This is a genomic window from Neolewinella antarctica, assembly GCF_011927835.1.
Lineage (GTDB): Bacteria > Bacteroidota > Bacteroidia > Chitinophagales > Saprospiraceae > Neolewinella > Neolewinella antarctica.
Genome location: NZ_JAATJH010000007.1, coordinates 21,991 through 45,653 on the forward strand (window position 1 = coordinate 21,991; position 23,663 = coordinate 45,653).

At 56.0% G+C, this 23,663-nt stretch carries 20 protein-coding genes; 11 read left to right on the forward strand and 9 right to left on the reverse strand.

Going from position 1 to position 23,663, the window contains the following annotated elements; all coding sequences use genetic code 11:
- Window positions 1-17 precede the first annotated feature (17 nt).
- Together GGR27_RS16715 and ruvC are read right to left on the reverse strand one after the other, a co-directional pair.
- Window positions 18-2,291 carry a hypothetical protein gene (locus GGR27_RS16715; RefSeq protein ID WP_168039440.1) on the reverse strand — a complete coding sequence of 758 codons (2,274 nt, stop codon included), beginning with the start codon at window positions 2,289-2,291 and terminating at the stop codon, window positions 18-20.
- A 133-nt stretch (window positions 2,292-2,424) separates the two neighbouring features.
- On the reverse strand, window positions 2,425-3,012 hold the full coding sequence (ruvC, locus tag GGR27_RS16720; RefSeq protein ID WP_168039442.1) for a crossover junction endodeoxyribonuclease RuvC: 588 nt from the start codon (window positions 3,010-3,012) through the stop codon (window positions 2,425-2,427).
- A 145-nt stretch (window positions 3,013-3,157) separates the two neighbouring features.
- On the opposite strand from ruvC, the gene GGR27_RS16725 reads away from it, so the two are divergent.
- The 6 genes from GGR27_RS16725 (at window position 3,158) to GGR27_RS16750 (ending at window position 11,353) form a co-directional block, all read left to right on the forward strand.
- Window positions 3,158-4,129 carry a lysylphosphatidylglycerol synthase domain-containing protein gene (locus tag GGR27_RS16725; RefSeq protein WP_168039444.1) on the forward strand — a complete coding sequence of 324 codons (972 nt, stop codon included), beginning with the start codon at window positions 3,158-3,160 and terminating at the stop codon, window positions 4,127-4,129.
- An 8-nt stretch (window positions 4,130-4,137) separates the two neighbouring features.
- Window positions 4,138-5,070: a DUF3108 domain-containing protein gene (locus GGR27_RS16730; protein ID WP_245184724.1), complete on the forward strand. Its 933-nt coding sequence runs from the start codon at window positions 4,138-4,140 to the stop codon at window positions 5,068-5,070.
- A gap of 107 nt (window positions 5,071-5,177) precedes the next feature.
- Entirely contained in the window at window positions 5,178-5,789 is a 612-nt protein-coding gene (locus GGR27_RS16735) for a DUF4230 domain-containing protein (protein ID WP_168039448.1), read from the forward strand.
- Window positions 5,790-5,904: 115 nt separating this feature from the next.
- The gene (locus tag GGR27_RS16740) at window positions 5,905-7,047 is read left to right on the forward strand and encodes a 5-(carboxyamino)imidazole ribonucleotide synthase (protein WP_168039450.1); all 1,143 of its coding nucleotides are present in this window, start codon (window positions 5,905-5,907) and stop codon (window positions 7,045-7,047) included.
- Window positions 7,048-7,301: 254 nt separating this feature from the next.
- Window positions 7,302-9,992, forward strand: a complete 2,691-nt coding sequence (locus GGR27_RS16745; RefSeq protein ID WP_168039452.1) for a DEAD/DEAH box helicase — start codon at window positions 7,302-7,304, stop codon at window positions 9,990-9,992.
- 287 nt (window positions 9,993-10,279) lie between these two features.
- Window positions 10,280-11,353, forward strand: coding sequence for a Fic family protein (locus GGR27_RS16750; protein WP_168039454.1), 1,074 nt, complete (start codon window positions 10,280-10,282; stop codon window positions 11,351-11,353).
- A gap of 54 nt (window positions 11,354-11,407) precedes the next feature.
- On the opposite strand, the gene GGR27_RS20170 is transcribed toward GGR27_RS16750, so the two are convergent.
- Window positions 11,408-11,782 (reverse strand): hypothetical protein, encoded by a 375-nt coding sequence (locus GGR27_RS20170; protein WP_245184725.1) that lies wholly within the window; start codon window positions 11,780-11,782, stop codon window positions 11,408-11,410.
- A 9-nt stretch (window positions 11,783-11,791) separates the two neighbouring features.
- On the opposite strand from GGR27_RS20170, the gene GGR27_RS16755 reads away from it, so the two are divergent.
- Window positions 11,792-13,675: a site-specific DNA-methyltransferase gene (locus GGR27_RS16755; protein ID WP_320060367.1), complete on the forward strand. Its 1,884-nt coding sequence runs from the start codon at window positions 11,792-11,794 to the stop codon at window positions 13,673-13,675.
- Window positions 13,676-13,690: 15 nt separating this feature from the next.
- On the opposite strand, the gene GGR27_RS16760 is transcribed toward GGR27_RS16755, so the two are convergent.
- The 3 genes from GGR27_RS16760 to GGR27_RS16770 form a co-directional block, all read right to left on the reverse strand.
- Window positions 13,691-14,050: a DUF7079 family protein gene (locus GGR27_RS16760; protein ID WP_168039456.1), complete on the reverse strand. Its 360-nt coding sequence runs from the start codon at window positions 14,048-14,050 to the stop codon at window positions 13,691-13,693.
- A gap of 23 nt (window positions 14,051-14,073) precedes the next feature.
- Entirely contained in the window at window positions 14,074-16,038 is a 1,965-nt protein-coding gene (gene gyrB / locus GGR27_RS16765; RefSeq protein ID WP_168039458.1) for a DNA topoisomerase (ATP-hydrolyzing) subunit B, read from the reverse strand.
- Window positions 16,039-16,333: 295 nt separating this feature from the next.
- A complete protein-coding gene (locus GGR27_RS16770; RefSeq protein ID WP_168039460.1) occupies window positions 16,334-17,107 on the reverse strand; it encodes a porin family protein in 774 nt (257 codons plus the stop codon).
- Window positions 17,108-17,248: 141 nt separating this feature from the next.
- Between GGR27_RS16770 and GGR27_RS16775 the strand changes: the two genes are divergently transcribed.
- A complete protein-coding gene (locus tag GGR27_RS16775) occupies window positions 17,249-18,295 on the forward strand; it encodes a gliding motility protein GldB-related protein (protein WP_168039462.1) in 1,047 nt (348 codons plus the stop codon).
- A gap of 46 nt (window positions 18,296-18,341) precedes the next feature.
- On the opposite strand, the gene GGR27_RS16780 is transcribed toward GGR27_RS16775, so the two are convergent.
- Window positions 18,342-18,767, reverse strand: coding sequence for a hypothetical protein (locus tag GGR27_RS16780; RefSeq protein ID WP_168039464.1), 426 nt, complete (start codon window positions 18,765-18,767; stop codon window positions 18,342-18,344).
- 179 nt (window positions 18,768-18,946) lie between these two features.
- Between GGR27_RS16780 and GGR27_RS16785 the strand changes: the two genes are divergently transcribed.
- Together GGR27_RS16785 and GGR27_RS16790 are read left to right on the forward strand one after the other, a co-directional pair.
- On the forward strand, window positions 18,947-19,903 hold the full coding sequence (locus GGR27_RS16785) for an isopenicillin N synthase family dioxygenase (RefSeq protein WP_168039466.1): 957 nt from the start codon (window positions 18,947-18,949) through the stop codon (window positions 19,901-19,903).
- A 180-nt stretch (window positions 19,904-20,083) separates the two neighbouring features.
- Window positions 20,084-20,368, forward strand: coding sequence for a Sec-independent protein translocase subunit TatA/TatB (locus GGR27_RS16790; protein ID WP_168039468.1), 285 nt, complete (start codon window positions 20,084-20,086; stop codon window positions 20,366-20,368).
- A gap of 152 nt (window positions 20,369-20,520) precedes the next feature.
- Here the strand turns inward: GGR27_RS16790 and GGR27_RS20325 are convergent, their stop codons facing one another.
- On the reverse strand, window positions 20,521-21,438 hold the full coding sequence (locus tag GGR27_RS20325; protein ID WP_168039470.1) for a DUF937 domain-containing protein: 918 nt from the start codon (window positions 21,436-21,438) through the stop codon (window positions 20,521-20,523).
- Window positions 21,439-21,603: 165 nt separating this feature from the next.
- On the opposite strand from GGR27_RS20325, the gene GGR27_RS16800 reads away from it, so the two are divergent.
- Window positions 21,604-22,215, forward strand: a complete 612-nt coding sequence (locus tag GGR27_RS16800) for a ribonuclease HII (RefSeq protein ID WP_168039472.1) — start codon at window positions 21,604-21,606, stop codon at window positions 22,213-22,215.
- A gap of 276 nt (window positions 22,216-22,491) precedes the next feature.
- Here GGR27_RS16800 and GGR27_RS16805 read toward each other — a convergent pair whose 3' ends face one another.
- Window positions 22,492-23,661, reverse strand: a complete 1,170-nt coding sequence (locus GGR27_RS16805) for an AAA family ATPase (RefSeq protein ID WP_245184726.1) — start codon at window positions 23,659-23,661, stop codon at window positions 22,492-22,494.
- Window positions 23,662-23,663 lie beyond the last annotated feature (2 nt).

Genomic DNA, 23,663 nt, shown 5'->3' on the forward strand with positions numbered 1-23,663 from the left:
CTCAAGGTGGTGACAAACTACTCCCGCGCAATAAACCAAGCAAAAGTCTTACACTCCTCTATTACGTAGTTGTAATACTTAGTATCCGCATAGTCAGCCCGTAAGCGCCGGAAGTAGGAAAACGGCCTTTCGCCTCCCGGCCGGCCGGTCGCGTAATGATCATTCCGTTCCGTTTTCGCGGCGTAGTAAAGCGCCTCCGCCGCCGCTTCCCGCGTTGGCGCCCGGGTGACGGCGCGCTCGAAATAGTAGCGCGCACGGTCCATCGTGAAGTTTTCGAGGTTGCCGAGGGGCGCGCTGGGGTGGGTGAACACGGCATCCGGCGTCCGCGCCTTAGCGGCCCGGGCGGCGCTGGTTGACGAGCGGAAGGCGTCCGCAAACTTCCAGTTAAAGCTGAAGTACGACATGTTGTAGTGGGCCAGACCGATGTTGAAGTAGTTGCGGGCGGCGAGGGTGTCGTTAGCCGTGCGGCGGGCGTCGTCTTCGAGGGCCAGCAGGCGTTCCAGTAAATCAACTTTGTTGTAGCGCGTCGCGGCGGGGTCCGGTGTGTAGTTGACTTTGTCGCGAAATTGCTTGACGAACGGGACGTACGTGCCGTAGTCGTTCCGCCGGGCGGCGGGGATGCGGAGGAAATACTCCAGCGCGATCTCCCACTGGCCACGCTGCAAATAGTAAAGCCCGGTCAGGTGGTGCAGATCGGCGACGGGGTTCTTGCCGATGCGGTCGGCCAGCAAGCCCCGGTCGAAGGCGTTTCCGTTGAGGCTGTCCGTCATCCCCATCAGTTCGTTGAGCATGCTGATCTGCGGGTTCTTCGCGATGGCGTCGACGCCGTACCGCAGCAAAGCCGCCTTACCGCGCTGACCGCGCTGATTATAGACGACTTCCAACTTGTCGTTCACCATCGGCGTGAGGTAGGGGTAGCGGGCGCGGAGGTCGCTATCCTTTAGTAATTCGTAATAGTGGAGTTCTACCGCGTCGTCCACGTAGTCGAGGGCGAGCAGGTCGGCTACTTCCTGAAAGATATCGAGTTGCGCCAGCAGGCTGTCGTTGTCCGTCCGCTGGCGAAGTTGCGCGTAGGTGATGTCCGCGTAGTAGTAATCGCCGCCGAGCATCTCGACCGTCCCGCGCGCGAAAAGCCAGAGGTCGGGGCGGGCGGCGGTGCCGGCGTCGACGACTGTGTTGATGAACGCCTGGAGCTCGATCAGCCGTTTACCGGCTTCCGCCCGGGGGCGGTTGTGGTAGCGTTCGTTGCGAGCCTTTTTTGGGTTAAAATCCAGCCCCAGCAGGTCCCGTTCGAGTTCCAACAGTTCCCGCATCAGCAACGGTTCCAGCGCCCGGCTGTCCGCGTCGAGGCGGAAGATTTCTTCCATTTCCTGGACGAGGTTCGCCCGCCGGTCCTGCGCGCGCAGCACGTGGAGCATCGCCCGCTCATGATCGTTGGCACAGAGCAGACTGGTCGCCGCCCACTCCTCATCCGAACGGATTTTGAAACTCCGGTGGGCACTTTCCCGACAACTCGCGCAGCGCTCGAAAACACGACTGAACGCGTAAGCGGATTCGGGGTAGTTGCCGAGGGACTGCAAAACGCCGGCGCGGTGGCTTTCGATCCAATCGTAAAGTATGCTCGGGTCAGCCGAAATCTTGGGCATCAGGTAGGCGTGCAGCTCCAAAAAGTAGTCGTACTCCCTGAGGTAGTGCGCCAGCCGGAGCAGCTGGTAAGCGTAGCGAAGCCGAACGTAGTGGCTCTCCGTATTCTTGAAGAAGTCGAGCCCTTCGTCGATGAACGCTTCCATCTCCACCTTGGCCCCGGACTGGGTGGCAAAGGTTTTCTTCTGGCGGACGACGTAGGGTTCTACCCGCTTCGCGTAGAGTAAATACTGCGCGACTTCCCGGCAGCGGTAGTCCACTAAATGTCGCGCGAAAGAATTGCTGCGTAGTTTCCCCGGCAGGTCCCTGGCGGAGGCTTTTTCGTTCGCGCTCAGGTCCATGACGCGCTTTAGTTCGTTGATGGTGTTGCCGTAGAGCAGCCCGCGTACGTCGTCGATTTCCACTTCCTCGCAGTAGCGGTCGTACCATTCCTGCAGGTTGTCGCGCTCGCGAATGTTCTCGGCCAGGAGGCGGGTGTCCTGGTATTCCGCGCTGAAGGCTGCGTAGAACGGGTAGAGCTCGCTGTCGTAGTCGAGCAATTCCGGATTCAGGAATTTATAACCGTAATAGGGTGGGGGGCTGGGGCAATCGGCGGCGAGGGCGGTGGCGATTAGTATTCCGAAAATTAGGAGGACATACTTGGTCATGGGCGCGGTCGTCCCGACTGAGTGCGGGACTTGCTTTGGCTTCGCGGGTGCAGGGTTATTCGGGAAGAAGCAAAGATACGGGGCACGCGGGCGGAGTTATTTACCGAGGGACCAAAGCGTGAGCCGTCACCGATCACTTCTTAATCCGTCTGGCGTTCGCCGCCAAGAAACCTTCCCACCCCTTGAAGCTCGTCCCACCGCCGAGCTTCCCCCGCGTCTGGTAGTAGTGGCACATCGCTGCCCCGAGCGCATCCGTCGCGTCGTTCAGTACCCGGCTCATGTCGAGCGAAAACTCCTGTTCGAGCATCTTGCAAACCTGCTCCTTACTCGCGTTACCGTTGCCGGCGACGGCCTGTTTAATCTTTCGTGGTGCGTATTCCACCACCTTTACGTCGAGATTCATCGCCGCGGCCATGCAAACCCCCTGCGCCCGCCCGAGCTTGAGCATCGACTGGGGGTTCTTACCGAAAAAGGGACTTTCGATGGCCATCACCGACGGTTTGTGCGTCCCAATCACCTGCGTCAGCCGCCGGTGGATGGTGGACAGGCGCTCGGCGTGGTCCTTGAACTGGGCGAGTTTGAGGGTGCCGAGCTCCAGGATTCGTTTGGAGCGCGGGTGAATCTCCACCACGGCGAAACCCAGCACGACCGTGCCCGGGTCGATACCGATGATGCGGTAGGGGGCGGCGTCGGCTTTCTTTTTGGGCTTTGGGGCGGGCAATGTTGTAATTTTGGTTTAAGGTTGAGGGCATCCTGCCCGAACGTGACCGCGGTAGCTATCACGAGAACACTACCGCACGGCCGTTCGGGCAGGATGCCCTCAACCTTTCCCAAGAACCGACTAAAACGCCTAACCAACAAATAATTTGACAAAGGAGGGAAATAAACTTTTTGGTTCCGTCTGGAAAATCTGGGCGCTGCGCTTGCTGGGTGCGGCGTTGGTGTTGGCTTTCGCGTGGCATTTATACCGACTGACGCGGGAACTGGACTGGTCCGATTTCGGCCGTTCCCTCACCCGCTCTGATCGTTGGCCCTATTTCCTATTCGTGCTGGCCCTGATGCCCCTCAACTGGTGGCTGGAAGCGCGGAAGTGGCACCCACTGCTCAGCGCCTTCCTCACCTGGCCTTTTTCCAAAACCTGGCGCGCCACCATCGCCGGCGTCACCCTGAGCGCCGCCACGCCGAACCGAATTGGGGAGATCGGGGGGCGAATGACCGTGGCGACTAAAGAGGAATGGCCGGCAGTAATCGCGAGTAGTATTTTGGGTAGCGCCTGTCAGTGGATCGCTTTTCTCTTACTCGCCTGGCCGGGGCTGATGTGGACGGCAGGTGAGCTCTTGCAGGACCGCATCAACTTCCCCGTAACGTGGCTCTGGCCGGTCGGCCCCGTCTTGTTATTAGCGGGTATCTGGTTGGGTAAACCCGCTTTTGTCGGTCTATTAAAGTTTCTGAACGGTAAATGGGGCTACGACACGACGCAACTGAGCTACGGATTAGAAAAGGTTAACGCCGGGTTAATGATCCGCGCCGGCGCGTACGCGTGCGTGCGGTTCAGCGTCTACTGTGGGCAACTGTATCTCTTGCTACGGTTTTTCGGCTTGGCTTTGCCGGTGGGGAAAACCCTGGCGGGGATTGCTGGCATCTACCTCGTCCAGGCGGGGATTCCCCTGCCGCCGGGGGCTAACCTGGTTACCCGCACGGAGCTGGGTTTGTTACTTTGGGGCGACGGGCCGGAAGTTGCCGCCGCCACGGTACTGGCCTTCGCAACGCTATTTATAGTAAACGTTCTGTTGCCGTCGTTACCTGGTTACTGGTTGATCGTCCAAAAGCACAAATGATGAGATTCTTGCCCGTACTAACCCTGCTTTTTCTGCTGTTGACCGGCTCGTCCGTCGATTTGCGGGCGGGTGAAAGTTGGCGGTTTGGTTCAGAACTATTTCATCTCATCAACCCGGCACCCGCGAAGCCAAAGCAAGTCCCGCACTCAGTCGGGACGACCGCGCCCCCTATCTGGCACCCGCCAATGGCCGCACGCGACGTCTGCACAACCGACAACGACACCTTTCAGCCCGGCGAAATAATTACCTACAAGCTGTACTACAACTGGGGAATGGTGTGGCTGGCCGCGGGTGAAGTCGTGTTCAAGGTGAGTGAACTGCCCGATCAGTACCACATCACCGTGACGGGGAAAACCTACGAAAGCTACGAGTGGTTTTACGCGGTGAACGACCGCTACGAGAGCTACCTCGACAAGAAATCGCTCCTCCCCAAAATCCACATCAAGGACGTCCACGAAGGCGGCTACACCCGCTACGACCGCACGACGTTCGACCAGATCGACCAAACCGCCGTCAGCGCCCGCGGCAAAACGCGCTACGACCTGGCGGACGAACGCATCGACTTCGACGGCTGCATGCACGACCTGATTTCAATCGTCTACTGGGCACGCAACCTCCGGTACGAAGAACTGAACAGGAACCAAGAAATCCCCATTACGATCCTGATGGACCGGAAGATCTACCCCCTCAAAGTCAAATACCTCGGGCCGGAAGCCAAGACCAAAGTCAGGGGCGTCGGCCATTTCCGCACCCAAAAATTCAGCCCGCAGCTCATTGCTGGCGACGTATTCAAGGAGGGTGACGAGATGAAAATTTACGTTTCCGACGATGAGAACAGAATCCCCGTATTGATCGAATCACCGGTGGTGGTGGGGAGCGTAAAGGCGGTTTTGCACAGTTACTCGGGGTTGAAATACTCAATGACGGCTAAGGTGCGCTAGCTTTTTTGCCACAGAAGCACAGAAGCACAGAAGCACAACAAAGTAGTTTAAAACCGATATCCAGAGGCTTTCCGTGCTTCCGTGTTTCTGTGGCTAACGTATGAACTATGAAAAACTTTGCTCCAATCATCGTTGCTGCCATCCTCGCCTTCCTTTTGGGGATAGCCGTCTACGCCTTTTATGCGAGGTCGCAGGAGCAAAGCACGGTGGATGAGAGCACGGTTTTGTTGGAGCAAGTCCGCAAAGTATCCAAGCTCGTTACGGTAGAGGGCGACGTGAACGAGCTGTTCAACCGCACGCAATCGAGGAACTACACCGTCTACCTGCCCCTGCCGACCAAAGTTAGTTTCGATAAGCAAGCCTCCGTCCAGGTAACGGGTAAAATCCTCGTCGGCTACGACCTGAGCAAGATGGACATTGCCATCGACGACGCCGCCAAAACGATCACCCTCAGTAAGCTCCCCGAGCCCGAAATCCTCGCCGTGGACCACGAGATCGTTTACCGGGACCTCAACGAAAGCTGGTTCAACACCTTCACGGCCCAGGATTATTCCGACCTCAACAAGGCCGCCAAGCAACGCCTGCGCGACGGCGCCCTCAACAGCCGCCTGATGGACGAGGCGCGCGAACAAGGAAATTCCGTGCTGGAAACCATCAGCTTTTTGGCCCGGGGTGCCGGCTTTACCGTAATCGTCGAAGGCGCGGAATTAGTGGACTGACGGTCGCTAGCGGCGCGATTACTTAAGAGGGTAGGTATTTGGGGGAGCGTACGGCAATCGTACCTTGCGGATTCATAATCACATCAAGCTACTTCATAACGCGCAACTCCAGACCATGAACGCAAAAATCGGTATCCTCGGCGGTGGCCAACTCGGTAAAATGCTCTGTCAGGCCAGTGCCAGTTGGCACCTGCCCATTTACGTCCTCGACCAGAACCACTCCTTTCCCGCCGCCAACTACGCGACGGTTTTCGAGCGCGGTAACTTTCGTAAGAAAGCCGACGTGCTGGACTTTGGCCGCAAACTCGACGTGCTCACCATCGAGATCGAGCACATCGACACCGAGGCGTTGCGAATTCTGGAAGCAGAAGGCGTCAAGGTTTACCCCCAACCGGATAAGGTTGATTTGATCAAGGATAAAGGCCTACAAAAACAGTTTTACGCCGACCGGGGCATTGCTACGACACCGTTCAAACTGTACGAAGACGCCGCCGCCGTCCGCCGGGCCGTTGCGGACGGGGAGTGGAGTTTGCCGTTCGTCCAGAAGGCCCGCACCGGTGGCTACGACGGCCAGGGCGTGGCGGTAATTCGCGACGAAAACGACCTGGAAAATAAAGTCCTCGACGTTCCCTGCCTGATCGAAGAATTGGCCGACATCGATAAGGAACTGGCCGTCATCGTCGCCCGCTCCCCCAGCGGCGAGATCGCCGTTTTCCCGACCGTCGAGATGGAATTCCACCCCACCGCCAACCTCGTCGAATTTCTGATTTGCCCCGCGGCCATCGATGGAGATACGGACGAGCGGGCGGCGGCGCTGGCCCGAAAAGTAGTCGCCGAGATGGAAGTCGTCGGCCTGTTGGCCGTTGAGTTATTCCTGACTAAGTCCGGTGAGATGCTCGTCAATGAAGTGGCCCCCCGCCCCCACAACTCCGGCCACCACACGATCGAAGCCTGCATGACGAGCCAGTACGAGCAACACCTGCGGGCGATCCTGGATTTGCCGCTCGGCCCCACGGATTTGGTCCGCCCCGCCGCGATGATTAACCTGCTGGGCGCCGAGGGCCACACCGGCCCGGCTGTTTATGACGGGTGGAAAGACCTACTGGCCATTCCGGAAGTTTACCCTCATTTGTACGGTAAGGCGGTGACGCGGCCATTCCGCAAGATGGGCCACATCACGGCGCTGGGCGATACGGTGGCGGAGGCGCGGGCGCGGGTGCAGCGGGCGCGGGATGTTTGCCGGGTGGTTACGGGGTGAGGGAATACACGTAACTTGCCCAAGGTTTAGTGGGCGCGAACGCGGGGCAATTAAGAAGAGAGCAGACGGCAGTAACAATCTGCTTGTAAGTACCTGCTTAACTTCGCTACACGGATCTTTATAAACTTCGGTACATTTCAAAGTGAAACGCAAGCGAATTTAGTAGCTACTAAATTAATTATTGATTCTCGGCAAAACCGGGGTGTACGTCCCGTAGAAACCATATATTTTATATATCGTATGTTCGGCACACCATGAACTCCCCCTTTGACGTCACCCGCCCCGAGGACCGGTGGCAACCTTCCGCAACTCAACTCCGTACTGAAGAAAGCGCCCGTATTTTGCCGCCGCTAGTAGCCGAAACCCGCCGCCGCGTTCACGAATGGCGGAGCTCTGGATATCAGGGTGCATCGACAACGACACTGGCCCTCCTGGAGTACTGGTTTGAAGGCAACCATTACGAACCGGAGACGGACGATACCTTTCAGTTTTACTTCGCACAGCGAGAAAGCTTCGAGACCATTGCCTGGCTCTACGAGACTGCCAAATACCGCGAAAAATACGACATGGTCAGGCTCGCCGGCGATAGCCTCGTCAGCCCCAATCACTTTGAGGAAGACTGGACGCGCTACGTCATCAAGATGGCTACCGGAACGGGAAAGACCAAAGTGCTGGGGCTCGTACTGGTCTGGTCCTATTTCCATAATTTGTACGAAACGGATAGCCCGTTGAGCCGCAATTTTCTGCTCATCGCACCCAACATCATCGTATTAAACCGACTGCTGAAGGATTTTGCGGGGTTGAAGTATTTTTTTGACGATCCTTTTCTTCCCCCAAACGGCCACTACGGTCATAACTGGACGGATGATTTTCAACCCACCCTGCACGTTCAGGACGAAGTCAGGCCAATCTCCGACCGGGGGAATATCTTTTTGACCAACATACACCGGGTTTACATCGATGAGGATCGGCAACCGACCGTCGAGGAGCAGTTTTTGGGATTAAAGGTGAAACCCGACGCGGACAAGGGAAAGGGTTTCGATCTTCGCCAGGTACTGGACAGTGACAAACTGAGCGACATCGTCGTGCTGAACGACGAAGCCCACCACATCCACGATAAAAAGCTTGCTTGGTATAAGGCCATTGAAAGCCTTTACGATCAGTTCCGCCAACGCGGCGTACCGGGCCTCCGGATGCAAGTGGACGTGACGGCCACGCCCAAACACGATGACGGTACTATTTTTATCCAAACGGTAGCGGATTACCCACTCGTCGAAGCCATTAAGCACGGCGTCGTAAAAACACCCGTCCTGCCCAGCCCCGAGAGCCGCAGGCGGGTACGCGAGCGGGACAGCGCCGACTTCGTGGAACGCTACCGCGACCACCTGCAACTCGGTTACATCGAATGGGAAAAACAATTCGACGAAATTGGCCACGACAAGGTGCCGATCCTGTTCATTATGACCATGACGACCAGGGAGGCCGACCAGGCTAAGGAATTCCTGGAGATGAACTACTCAAAAATGCGGGGCCGCGTGCTGAGCATCCATACTAACAAGGACGGAAGTATCAGCGAATCCAAAAGCACTAAAAACCAGGCCGTGCTGGAGGGGCTCCGCACGGCGGCCGACCAGATCGACCGCGCCGATAGTCCGTTCCGCGCCGTCACGTCCGTCATGATGCTGCGCGAAGGGTGGGACGTGCGTAACGTAACTACTATCGTCGGGCTGCGTCCTTACAGTTCAAAATCTAAGATTTTACCCGAGCTGGCCATCGGGCGGGGCTTGCGTAAAATGTATCTGATCGGCGTTCCGGAGTCGCTCGTTGTCGTCGGGACGGAGCACTTCATCAACTTTATCGAGGAGTTGCAGCATCAGGGCGTGGAGTTTCGCCATGCCGATCTGGGTGCGCGCGGTACCCGGGCCCAGGCTCCGCTGCTAATTGAAATCGACCGGGAAAAATCACCGGAGCAACTGCATGAACTAGACATTCCGCTGCCCATTCTCGAGCCGCGCATCGTCCGGGATTATAGCCGGCTGAGCGAGTTGGACGTGAGCGCGGCAAGCCACCAAATAGCCCAGCTCCACGATTATGTGGGCGACGTGCGCGAAATCATTTTCAATAATTTCCACGGAGAATTTAATCACTTGACGGAGCTACCGGACTTCGTGCCCAACTGGCGTAACGTACTGAGTTTTATCACGCAGGGCATCCTGAAAAGCAACCGACTATTTAGTGGCTTCGATCTGCTGTACCCAGAAGTCGAAGCGTTCGCCCGTCGTCAACTATTTGCTAAAATCGTCGACCCGGAAAACGAGCAAGTACTAAAAAACCTGGCCAACCCCGGCGTCAAAAAGATCATCTACGACGTATTCAACTCGGCGATTAGCGGCCTAATTATCAAGGATAAAGAAACCACGGAGATCGCCGGCTACACCACCTTGCTCGACACCCGCCCCATCGCCAAAGCTTTCGAGCAGTTCATCACCTCCAAAAAGTCTGTTTTCGGCAAAACGATCGGTGACAATGAGATGGAAAAGTCTTTCGCCGCGCTTTGCGAGCACGACTTTGACGACGTGAAAGCCTACGCCAAGAATACGATAGGCCAGGGCGGCGTCAACTTTCACGTCGAATATCAAAACGAAAAAGGTGGCATCAGCCGCTTCTATCCCGACTTTCTCGTCAAACTTCAGGGCGGCAAGACCATCTACGTCGTAGAAACTAAGGGCCGTATGGACGCCAACGATAAGCGCAAAATCATTCGGCTGGTCAAGTGGTGCGACGACGTTAATGCGCTACAACAAGCGTACCGCTACGAGCCGCTCTTCGTGAGTTGGGACGATTGGGTGCTACACGCAAGTAAGGCGCGGAGCTTCCGGGATATGATCGACGTATATGCTAGGGCTACGCGGGATTTGGCGGGCGCGGGCGCGGGTGCAGGGTGAGTGGAAGATGAGCAGAGAAGAGCACCTGAACGTGAACGCTGGTATCGGACGAAACCCCTTCTTCCGCAAAAACGGCGGAAAATGAGAAACTGGGCTTTGGGTTTCGTACGGATGAGAAACTCGGGTTCATGTCTACAAAAAAAACTAATTTTTGTGCCGTTATTCTGGAAGTGCACAAAAATTGTAACTAACGGTCATTATTGTAGTCTAATTCAGTTTATATGCACAATAAAAGATAATTTTTGTACACATTTTCCGTATCTTCACAAAAATTGTAACTATTTTCCATGCTAAATTCATACAAAATACCCGTACTTCCCCTGAGCGACAAGTTTCTGGATGCTGAGATTTTGTTGGCAATGAATGCCGCTAGTCGCAAATTAGCGGAGCTAAAGGGGATCGCAAGGACACTACCGAACGAGCGGATTCTCACTACAACCCTGATTCTACGGGAGGCCCAAAACAGTTCCGCGGTTGAAAACATCATTTCTACTAAGGAGGAGATATACCGTGCGGAGTTGAAGTTAGACGGTCAGGTATCATCCGCTACCAAGGAAGTTCTCCGTTACGCGGATGCGCTTCGATTTGGTTTCGAAAGAGTCAGCGAACATGGCATCATAACGAGGAATACGATAATTGCTATTCAGGGCCGCCTGGAATTCAATAACGCGGGCATCCGCCGCACGCCGGGAACGAAACTGATGAATAGCCAAACGGGAGAAGTCGTTTATGAACCGCCTCAACATCCCGACCACATTGAGACATTATTGGACAACCTCGTCAATTATATGAATGATGACCTCTTCGGTGGCCTCGACCCACTGATCCGTATGGCAATTCTTCACCACAACTTTGAAAGTATTCATCCATTTTACGACGGTAACGGACGCACCGGAAGGATTCTGAATATTTTATACCTAGTTAAAGAGAAGTTGCTCGATTTGCCAATACTTTATCTGAGTGGGTACATCATTAAAAGTAAGGGGGAATACTACCGTTTATTGCAGGGGGTAAGAGATGAGGGGCTATGGAAAGAATGGATCATTTATATGCTTAACGGCGTGAAAGAAACCGCGCACGATAGCATAGAATTGATCGGAGAAATAAGTAAGCTGATGCACACCTATAAAATTGAAATCCGAGCACGCTATCCCAAAATGTACAGTCAGGACTTGATCAATAATTTATTTCGCCAACCTTATACAAAACTAGAATTCTTAGCAAAAGAATTAGTCATTCACAAAAATACCGCGCGCACGTACACGAACCAGCTGGTTGATGATGGATTTCTGAGTCGCCACAAAGTTGGAAGAACCACTTACTTTGTGAACGACCGTCTTTTTACGCTCCTTTCCCGCTAGCCTCATTCTACCCCACAGCACATGCCCCAACTATCCTAAGCCGACCAGGACCGCCTAATCAACCTGATCAAAACCAACCAACCCCTCCCCAAAGAAGACCTTTACCGCCTTGCCGCCGACGAAGAAGACGTCTTCCTGTTCTGGAACGGCCGCCACGAAGAAGTCACCCGCGCCGTCCTGCCCTTCCACCACATCGAGCACATCGACGAGCCGCGGCGGGAAGCCAAATCGGAAGGCAGCAACTTTTCCCTGTTCGACCACAAGGGCCGCCAACGCACCGGCTGGCACAACAAACTGATCTGGGGCGATAATAAACTGATCCTCTCCTCCCTCGCCCACGGGCCACTGCGCCGGCAGATCGACGCCGAGGGCGGTCTCAAACTCGTTTACATCGACCCGCCCTTCGCCGTTGGGGCGGACTTTAGCCACCAGATCGAGATTGGCGGGGAACAGGCGACGAAGACCCAAACGGTGCTGGAGGAAATCGCCTACCGGGATACCTGGCAGCGGGGGATCTCTTCTTACTTATCGATGATGTACGAACGGTTGAAGCTTATTCATAGTTTGATGGCGGATGATGGGAGTATTTATGTTCATGTAGGCTGGCAGGTCGCTAGTTATGTTCAAATGATTTTGGACGATATATATGGTCATGATAATTATAGGAACACAATTACTTGGAAGTGTTCCCACGCTCACGGAGATTCAGGGCAAGGTGCCGAACATTACGGTCGGATCACAGACTACGTTTATATCTTCACGAAAAGCGCAAAAGCAACTTGGAATTCTCAATATGGCGAATATTCTGAAAAAATCCTTGCGAGAGACTACAAATACAAAGACGATGTAGGAGTATATCGACATACACCAGTAGATGGTCCTGGGGGAGCTGCAAAAGGAAATCCGTTTTACGAGTTTCAAGGCGTAAGAGGGTATTGGCGGTATTCAGAGGAGAAGATGCAAGATTTGTACGAAAAAGGTCTGATTGTGGTATCATCTACTGGTAAATCGTTGAGCAAGAAAAAATATTTAAAAGATGCCAAAGGAACACCGATAACTGATCTCTGGGATGATGTAAATCGAATTAGTCCAACTTCAAATGAACGTGTTGGCTACCCAACCCAAAAACCAGAAGCCCTCCTGGAAAGAATAATAAAAGCCTCCTCCAACGAAGGCGACCTAATCGCCGATTTCTTCTGCGGCAGCGGCACCACCGCCGCCGTCGCCGAAAAACTCAACCGGAAATGGATCGCCACCGACCTCGGCCGCTTCGCCATCCACACCACCCGCAAACGCCTCATCGGAGTGCAACGGGAGTTGAAGGAATCCGGGAAGGACTTCCGGGCTTTCGAGCTGCTCAACTTGGGTAAGTACGAGCGCCAGTTCTTTCTCCAAAAACTCAGCGAGGAGCAGCAGCGGAACATGGAACGGAGCTACCTCGGCCTGATCCTCAACGCCTACAAGGCGGAAACGACGGAAGGGGCCGGAGTTTTGCACGGAACCAAGGGCGGTAGCGTCGTCCAAGTCGGCCCACTCGACGTGCCGGTGACGGAGACCCGGGTCCGGGAGGTGGTGGCCGATTGTGTCCGGCTGGGCTATACGCGGGTTGATATTCTGGGTTTCGAGTTCGAGCAGGGTTTGAGCCCGCGAGTCATTCAGGAGGTGGCGGAGAGCGATAGCGTGCGGGTGAGCCTCAAGTATATCCCCAAGGATGTGTTTGACAAACGCGCCGTAGATAAGGGGCAGGTGAAGTTTTACAGCGTTAGCCACTTGCGGGCCAGCTTTGCTGTTTTACCCCCTTCCCCGGCACCCGCGGCCGCGCAAAATTTTTCCCCTGACCCCTCCGGGGGAGTAGGATACAGAGCTGAGGTTACGGTCACCCTCGAAGACTTCGTGACCGCCTACACCCAGGAGGACCTGGCCGAAGTAGAAGCCAAGCTGAAAAAGGGCAAGAGCGCCGTGGTGATGGACGGCGGCCAGATCATCAAAGTCAGCATGGACAAACGCGGCGTGCAGAACCGCGAGATCCTCACTAAAAACTGGCACGACTGGATCGACTACTGGAGCGTGGATTTTGACTACGACTCCAAAAAGGAAACGATCCGCGTGCAGGACGACGCCGGCGACGTGGAGGAGCAGTGGACGGGCAATTACGTATTCGAAAACGAATGGCAGAGCTTCCGGACGCGGCAGGACCGGAGTCTGGAATTTACGACGAGCCCGCGGGGATACACCGAGGCGGGGACGTACCGGGTGATGGTGAAGGTGGTGGATATTTTGGGGGTGGATACTAGCCAGTTGTTGGAGGTGGTGGTGGGGTAAGTTCTCTTCCACACCTCAAGCCTCCCAGTACCGCTCTACCGTCCGGTCCATTTCCAGGAGTGTTTGTCGCAGCAGCACGCCCGCCAGTGTACGGTGCATCCGCGCCCACCACCGGTCGTTTCCTTTCACCTGTTTGGTGCATTCGGCGATCAAAATATCCTCACGGAACCCCGTCCATATTCCGGCGACGGAGAGCAAATTGCCGTACAGTACGGGAGCCACTTCCCGGCGGTTGATCCGGCTGATCTCCCGACGGTCGTAACCGGTTGACCGTAGCGTACCGACGATGTCCGTAAGCACGGATTCTGAAAGCTCGGTATCCAGGTAGAAGTAGGAAAGTTCCGTCCAAACGACGTGCCGGGGTTCTTTACCCAAAGTAAAAGACTTGCGTTGATTGCCTAAACATCCACCTTAGCATACTTAGCATTAGCCTCAATAAACGCCCGCCGCGGCGGCACCTCGTCCCCCATCAACATCGAAAACACCCGGTCCGCCTCCGAATTCTCTTCAATGGCGACTTGCTGTAGCATCCGTGTGTCCGGGTCCATGGTCGTTTCCCAGAGCTGGGTCGCGTTCATCTCGCCGAGGCCCTTGTAGCGCTGGACTTTGACCTTCTTGTTTTCGTCGCCTTTTTGGTAGTGGGCGATGGCGTCGCGGCGCTCCTCTTCACTCCAGCAGTACTGAAATGAGGTGCCCCGGCTCACCTGGTACAGTGGCGGTTGGGCGATGTAGATGTAGCCTTCCTCCACGAGCTTATGCATGTAGCGGAAGAAGAAAGTGAGGATCAGCGTCACGATGTGGCTACCGTCGATGTCGGCGTCACACATGATGACGATCTTGTGGTAGCGTAGCTTGTCCGTATTCAGTACCCGCTCGCCGAATTCATTCTCCTCGATGCGGACGCCGAGGGCGGTAAACATGTTTTTGATTTCCTCATTCTCGTAGATCTTGTGCTCCATGGCCTTCTCTACGTTGAGGATCTTACCGCGCAGCGGCAGGATGGCCTGAAACTTCCGGTTGCGACCCATCTTGGCCGTTCCGCCGGCCGAATCTCCCTCGACGAGGAAGATCTCGGAGCTCTCGGGGTCTTTGTTGGAACAGTCGGAAAGCTTGCCGGGCAGACCGGTGCCCGTCAGGACGTTCTTCCGCTGCACCATTTCCCGCGCCTTGCGGGCGGCGTGGCGGGCGGTGGCGGCAATGATCACCTTGTCGATGATGCGCTTGGCCTGGATGGGATTTTCCTCCAGCCAGTGACCGACGGACGTGCCTACGGCGCGGCTGACGATGCCGGTTACTTCGGAGTTGCCGAGTTCGCCTTTCGTCTGGCCCTTAAACTGTGGTTCGGGGACTTTCACGGAAACAACGGCCGTCAAGCCTTCCCGGAAATCCTCGCCACTAATCTTGAATTTCAGTTTCTTGAACAGGCCGTTCTCATCACCATATTTCGTGAACAGGCGGTTGACGGCGCGGCGGTAACCGTTGACGTGCGTGCCGCCTTCGCGGGTCTTAATGTTGTTGACGAACGAGTACACGTTCTCTTGATAAGTCGTGTTGTACTGCATCGCGACTTCGATCTCGACGTTGTCTTCCTTCGACTTTACGTAGATCGGTTTCTCAATGATGCGGGTTTTGCCCTCGTCGAGGTACTCGACCATTTCGGCCAGGCCGCCTTCGCTGTAAAAATCTTTGCGCAGGAAAGAGCCGTCGTCTTCCTTCACCCGGTGGTCGGTCAGGCTGAGTTTCAGGCCGCTGTTTAGGAAGGCGAGTTCCTGCATCCGCGTCGCGAGCGTTTCGAACTTATAGACGAGGCTGTCGAAGATCGTGCCGTCGGGCTTGTAGGTGATTGTCGTGCCGTTACTGTTCGATTCGCCGACGACGTCGACGGAGCTGGTCGGTTTGCCTTCGGAATAGGTCTGGACGTACACTTTACCGTCGCGGCGCACCCGGGCTTCCAGGAAGCTACTGAGGGCGTTCACACAACTTACACCGACGCCGTGGAGGCCGCCGGAAACTTTGTAGGTGTCTTTATCGAATTTACCACCGGCGTGGAGGACGGTCATGACGACTTCGAGCGCCGACTTTTGCAACTTCTTGTGCATGCCGACGGGGATGCCCCGGCCGTCGTCCGTCACGGCAACGGAATTGTCTTCCAGGATCTCGACGTCGATGGAGCTGGCGTAACCGGCAACGTGCTCGTCGATGGAGTTGTCGACGACTTCCCAGACGAGGTGGTGGAGGCCCTTCGTATCGGTGCTACCGATGTACATCCCCGGGCGTTTCCTGACGGCCTCGAGGCCTTCGAGCGCGGTAATGTTGTCAGCACCGTACGCGCCCTTAACCACTTCATTTTTATTTTCTGCCATAGTTACAAAAGTACAAAAATCGTGCCACAAAACCTAGCGTTTTGGGGGTCCGGAAGTGGCTTTGTTTGGGGCTATGTCGGCCGGTAATTTAACTGCGTTGTCGCCTAGGGCAGTGGGCGCGGCCGCGGGTGCGGAGGGGTTAGTGGAAAAGCAGAGACGGCTGGGTATAATCCTGAGGTTAAAAGCCAATTCTCCTTGCTCTCCGGTGATACTATCTTGCACCCGCGACCGCGCATAAAAAAGCCCCCGACCAGCGTGACTGATCGGGGGCTTTGCAAGCATACGGAGCGTCAAATTAGAACATCACGCCGAGCGTAATGACGAAAGAGTTGACCTTTCCGCGGCTATCGTCTTCCTGCGCACCACGGCCCGGCCGGGTAACGGAGGTGTCGTTGTCCGTCGTCACGTCCGCAAAGCCGGATTGGTAAGCGATGCCCGCGATGAGGCCCGTGCTTTCGGAAATGGCGTATTCGACGCCACCGCCGATGCTCCAGCTTAAGTTGATGGCGTTGACTTCGCTGGAAATATTGAAGCGTTCGTCCTCACTCAGGCCGGCGTAACCGCCGATTTCGCCGCGGGATTGGGTGAGGATACCTAGGTGCAACGCGGGGCGCACGTAGTAACTGAGGTAGCCGAAATCGCGCGTCCGCAGCGTGAGGCCGAGGGGGATTTCGAGGTACTGGAGGCTGTATTTGTAAGCCGATCCACTGGTCGTGTCGCGCGGGGTGGTGGCGGGCAGTACCTCGTTGAGGGGCTCCTGCCAGATGTCTACGCGGGAGAATTCGTCGTCGTAACGTAGCGTCCCGCCGGCGTTGAAGTGAAATCCGATGCCGGAGTGAATGCTGTACTGATCGGCAATGTAGTACTCTCCGATCAGGCCCAACTTGAGGCCGAGGTTAGTACCGTCGCCGTTGATGAGGTTATTATTGGAGCTCATGCTACTGAACGTGGGGCTGAGCTGGACGCCAAACTTAATGTCACCGTTCAACTGGGCGGAAAGCGTTCCGAGGCCAAAAAAGAGGACGAGAGTAGCGAGCAGGGCGCGGGGCGCGGTAAAATTTGTGTGCATAAGTAACGTTATTTTGTGGCGTTTTTGGCCGCCCACCAAGAATTAAGGGGTAACGAGACGAACCGAGTGCGGTCAGGTCATCGTTAATTAGGTTTCGTATTAAACAGCCCCGCCGCCGCCGTGTTTGCTAGCCCAACGCCCATGATGAATAATTTAACGGTCTTTTCTCTACTAATCACCCTTGTTTGCCTGACCGCTTGCGTACCGGATGAACCCCCGCCGCCGGACGTCAGTGCCATCAACGCCCCCCTCGCGCTGGTTCGTTTCGACCGGGCCATGTTTAACATCGACACCACCGACGTAGCGAATGAACTCGACCGGCTGGAACGCGATTACGGTGAATTCGCTAAGCTCTACTTGCGGCACGTCGCCCCGATTCGCCGCGGTGATTTCGGCCCGGAAGAGCAGCTTGAGATTGCCAAAGCTTTTCTCCGTCACGAACCTTTACGCCGGCTCGATTCCATCGTCCAGAAGCGCTTCGACGACGACGCCATGGAAGCGCAACGACGGGAACTACAGCAAGCACTGAAGTACTACCACTACTACCTTCCGGACGCCCCGCTGCCGGATACGCTGACGGCGTTTCTGTACGAATTTGGCTACGCCGCGCTGATTTATGGCGATACGGACTTAGGTGTGGGGCTGGATTTCTTTCTCGGGCCTGAGTTCGACTATTCGCAAGTTAACACGCAGGAAGCGGTTTTTTCCCAGTACCTGGCCCGTACCTACCGGCCGGAGTACATGACCCGTAAACTGCTGCAAATCCTCATTGAAGACCACCTGCCCCGCCCCCGCTCCGGGCGCCTGCTCGACTACATCGTCTACGAAGGCAAAAAGCTTTTTCTCCTCGACCGCATTCTTCCCGAAGTAGCCGACGAGATCATCTACGAAGTGACCGCAGACCAAATGGACTGGCTACGCGACAACGAAATCCCGATCTACGCCCACCTGCAAACGGAAGACCAGCTCTACTCTACCTCCACCGACCTGATCCGTAAACTCACCCAACCCGCCCCGACCACCCAGGGGATGCCCGCTGCAAGCCCCGGCCGCGCGGTAAACTATCTCGGCAAACGGATCGTCGACGCCTACGTCACCGCCAACCCGAACGTTACCATGACGGAACTGATGCGGCTGGAGGACGGGCAGGTTATTTTGGCGGGGGCTCGGTTTAAACCGCGGGGGTGAGGGGCAACCCGGCTGCCGAGCGGCACTTAACTTAGGTAATCAAAATCTACACCTTCCCCATCAACTCCAAAATAGGCCCACTCAAATACCCACGCCGTCCTTCCTTTGTGCGCCAGTACCGTACGCTGTCCCGCAAGTGCTCAAACATCATCACGTAAACTCCTTCAACGGTAGTAATTGATTGGACCCCTGACCAAATGCGACCGTCGGTCAAGTGATCTAGCTCTCCGTCAGCGTCCATCATTTCGAGTATGAGGATTAAGTCGGCGATCAAATCCTTACGTCGCTGAATCGCAGCGTGTGGTTCCGGCGCTTCCTTATCCGTCTGCTTAATAGTAAAGAATGCGTGGAAAGCATCATAAACGTACTCTACGTCTCTGTCGATCCAGCCCGGTGTTCGGTGGTCGAAACCGCCAACTACTCTTTCAATGATTATTATTACGGGAAGGAGCCAATCGTTGGGCTGTTTCATGTCGTAAAGATTTGACGGCTACGGAGTCATTCAAGTTTCCGATAAAGATAGAAATAGCAAGGATCATTCCTTCAAGTTTACGGCTCGCGCTAGTCTACCCATCGCAAATTACAGTAGAATCGATAGCACCCAACCAAACCCAAAAATCCATACCTTACACTAACCAAAATTCAACCCTCATGTCCAACATCCTAACCACCACCAGAGCCATCCCCCTCGTCAACCTGGCTGACTACGAGCACGGTAGCGATGCCGTTCGCCAGGCCTTCGTCGACCAACTAGCCGATGCCTTTCGCGGGATTGGCTTCGTCGGTGTCACCGGCCACGGCATTCCGAAGCAGCTCATCGACGATTTTTACGTCGCCGCCAAGAAGTTTTTTGCGATGGATACGGACGGTAAGGGCAAATACGAGATCCCCGGCGCAGCCGGCCAGCGGGGCTACACGGCCTTCGGTAAGGAAAAAGCCAAGCAGAGCCAGGTCGCCGACCTTAAGGAGTTTTTCCAAATCGGTCAAGAAACCATCAACATGACCACCGAGCAGCGGAACCCGGACGTGGCCGAGGTCCCCGAATTCATGACGCTCGGACGTGAACTGTACCGCCAGTTCGAGGTGAAAGGAAACGTCCTCCTCGAAGCCATCGCCAGCTACCTGGAACTACCCGCCAACTACTTTTCTACGTACACTAAGGACGGCATTTCCATCCTCCGTGCCATTCACTACCCACCAATTTCCAGCGAGCCGGCCAGCGCCATTCGCGCCGAGCAGCACGAGGACATCAATCTGATTACCCTGCTCGTCGGGGCCAGCGCGGGAGGTCTCGAGCTCCTCAACGCCAATGGTGAGTGGCAGGAAGTCGTCCCGGAAAACGACGAGATCGTCATCAACGTTGGGGACATGCTCCAGCGCCTGACCAACAATCACCTCAAATCCACCACCCACCGCGTCGTCAATCCCCCCCGTGCGGAATGGCATAAACCACGCCTCAGCATCCCGTTTTTCCTCCACCCGCGCCCGGAAATGTCGCTCGACGTGCTCGCTAGCTGCGTTACGGCGGATAACCCCCGGCACTATGAAGCCATTACGGCCGGCGGTTACCTCGATCAGCGCCTGCGGGAGATTGGGCTAAAAAAATAGTCTGTGGTCTAAAGTCTATGGTCTAGCAGCGTCAAGACCATAGACTCTAGACCACAGACCGAAATACCTGACGACTAAAAGACTCGGAATGAAACAGATTTCCTCCGGTAGACGTTATTTTTGTTCCCTGAGTCCGAACTCGACCCCCGGCTGCTTCGGCGGCTACTAAATACGAACCGTATGAACACGCTACTTTTCCTCAACGCGATTGGCCCGGAGATGATTCTGATCTTCTTCGCTATCCTACTCCTTTTCGGTGGTAAGAAAATTCCTGAGTTGATGCGCGGCATCGGCAAGGGCATCCGTGAATTTAACACCGCCAAGGGGTCCCTCGAAAAGGAACTCAAGGACGGCATGACCGAGCAGGAACAGCGCGAGCGCGACGCCCGGGAACTCACCGAGCTCCGTGAGCGTGAACTGCTGCGTAAGCGGGAGGAGTCGTTCATTACGCGCGACGAGAAGTAAGCATCGTAGCCGCGTTTTTTTTGTTGCGCGGTCGCGGGTGCTGTGTTTTTCTAGAAAATAAGTCTTCCTCTTTATTGCCGTACAAATAAAGAAGCCCCGTAAACCAATGTGTTTACGGGGCTTTTTACGTATGGGGCCAGTGGGCAAAACCACTAGCGGTTAAAATAACCGCCCATCATTTTGGTGCCCATGCCGAGGATGTCGTCCATGATCTGTCCGTCACCGTCGCGGTCCAGGATCGATCCGGCAAGGCCGAGGTCCGGTGCATTCTGGCGGGGGTTGGCTTGGCTGCGGGTGACCATGTCGGTCAGTGCGCCGCCGAGGCCACCGGCATCGGTGTTGGTTTGCCGTTTGGCTTTACCCATCATGCCGAGGAGGATGGGGGCGAGGGTGGCCATGAGGGGAAGCACTTTACTCAGGCTAAGGCCACTGTTCTCGCTGATCTCGCGGGCCGTTTCTTCTTTCCGGCCACCGAGCACGTGGTCGAGAATGCCACCACCGTTCATCGTTTTGCGGAATTGTGGGGGTATCTGCTCGGACGTTCCGGCCTGCCGGCCACCAAGCAACCCACCGAGTAGATCACCCATGCCGCCGCCGTCGCTACCCTGCGTTTGGCGCATCATGCCACCGAGCAGGCCGCCTAGTCCGCCACCGCCCTGGGGCTGCCGTGCTTTGCCGCCGCCGGTCAGGCCACCGAGGATGCTGCCGAGTAGACCGCCGCCGCTGCCACCACTGCTGCTCTGGCCGGTAGTCATTGCGTTAACGAGGTCCATGAGGCCACCGCCGGTGGGCATGCCCTGCCCGGGCGCCTGGCGACCCTGCTGCATCATGCCGCCGATCATGTCGAGAATGCTGCCGTCGTGGTCGCGATCGAGCGCGCCGGCGAGGGAGTTGGCCCCGTCGGGTGTGGAGGCATTACGGGCCATGGCACCCATCATGGCGCTGATCGTAGCGCTGGTAGCTTTGGTTGTTTGGACTTTGTCGGCACCCGTCTGTTGGGAAAGCACGTCGATGAGTCCGCCGTCAATTTGCGTGCGGAGTTGCTGTTGGAGTAATTGTGAAAAGTCCATGATCGGTTGTTTAAGATGAAAGATTGGTGATGGTAAATCGGGGGCAACGCTACGAAGGCTACTGAGCGACGTATTAGGGTCGATGAGTAAATCGGTCGTTAGGGTAACCGGCCCCACTAACCAATTATAACTGACAAAACACCCTACCTGTTTACCTTCACGCCCATGCTACTACCCTTTCACGAACCGGGGCGACTGGAAGCCGGCTGCGACGAGGCTGGCCGCGGCTGCCTGGCCGGGCCCGTGTTTGCCGCCGCCGTCGTGCTGCCCCCCGGCTTCAACGACCCCGAACTAAACGACAGCAAGCAACTGAAAGCGGGCGAGCGGGATGTTTTGCGCGCGCGGATTGAAACGGAGGCGTTATGTTGGGCCGTGGCAAGCTATTCTGTGGAGGAAATCGACCGACATAATATCTTTCAAAGCAGTTACCGGGCGATGCACCGTGCGGTCGACCAACTTGCCGAAGTACCTGACTTTTTGCTGATTGACGGCAAGTTTTTTATTCCCTACGGTGAAATGCCCTACCTGTGCGTCATCAAGGGGGATGGTAAGTACCAGAGTATCGCCGCGGCGGGCATTTTGGCAAAGACGCACCGGGATGAATACATGCAGGGCCTGCACCGGGAATACCCTCAATTTTCCTGGAATACGAATGCCGGTTACCCAACGAAGGCTCACCGTAGTGCAATCGAGACGCACGGGGCTACGGTGCACCACCGGAAGAGCTTTCGGCTGTTGGCGGAGGGGCGGCCGCATTCTTTGTTTGGGGAGGGGTAGTAAGTTAAGGTTGAGGGCATCCTGCCCGAACGTAGCGGCGGTAGCTGCGTCAGTATCGCTATCCGTCCGTTCGGACTACAAGTCCTCAACCTCAGGAAACGCTGCCGCACATCCGTTCGGGCAGGATGCCCTCAACCTTTAAGAGAGCTACTACACGTCCGTTCGGGATACACCGTTGAAGATATTAGCGAATCTCACCCTTCAACCCTGCACCCGCGACCGCGACACATTTGTTAGTCTCGCACTTAGTCGGGGCGCCCTAATTTGCGGTAAGCGCTACCGCGGAATCTCAATCCCCCGCACAATCTCTTCAATCACGTCCTTACTCCCAAAACCCTCCATCTCCCGCTCGGGCGTCAGGATAATCCGGTGGTTGAGGACGGGGTAGGCGACCTGCTGAATATCATCCGGCGTAACGAAATCACGACCGGACAGCGCGGCAACGGCCTTCGCCAAACGCAGGATGCCGAGGGAGGCGCGGGGGCTGGCGCCGAGGTAAAGGTCTGGATGCGTGCGGGTGCGGTGGACGAGGGCGGCAATGTAATCGAGTAACTCGTCGCGGATGAAGATTTTCTCCACGAGCGCGCTGAACTTGGCGACTAATTGCTTGGTGAATACCGCCTTCACGTTCTTCTGCTGCGTTTGTTTGAAGTCGCTGCGGAAGCGGTAGAGAATTTGCTTTTCCTCCTCCTGGCTGGGGTAGTCGATGATGATCCGTACGAGGAAACGGTCGAGCTGGGCCTCCGGTAAGCGGTAGGTACCTTCCTGCTCGATGGGGTTCTGGGTGGCGATGACGAAGAAGGGAGATTCCATTTCGTAGGTGTGCCCGTCGACCGTGATCTGCTGTTCGGACATCACTTCGAAAAGCGCCGCCTGCGTCTTGGCGGGCGCCCGGTTAATTTCGTCGATCAGCACGATGTTACTGAACACCGGCCCCTTCGTGAACTCGAATTCAGATTTGCCCATGTTGAAGATCGTCGTGCCCGTCACGTCGCTCGGCATCAGGTCGGGCGTAAACTGGATGCGGCTGTAGTCGGCCGCGATTGTCTTAGATAGCAGGCGGGCGGTGAGTGTTTTGGCAATGCCGGGAACGCCCTCCACCAGCACGTGACCACCGGCGAGCAGGGAGGCGATGAGGAGATCAATAAATTCTCGTTGTCCCACGACTAGTTTGCCAATCTCCCCGCGCACGTTATCCGCCGCCACCCGTAATTCTTCCAGTTCAATACGGTCCTGCGGGGCGAAGCCGGGGTTGGTGGAAGCGGTAAGCTTTCCCTCCGCGTCCGGGAAAGTTTCGCTTGCCCGGGGGGAATGTTCTGGAGTGTTCGGGCCGGGTTGCGCGGTCGCGGGTGCGGGGGGATTGGTGGACGGCCGGGCGGTTGCGTCAGCACTTTTGGGCGCGTAGGGGTTGCTTTCTTCCTGGTTTTCGTGGTCGTTTTCTAACATTT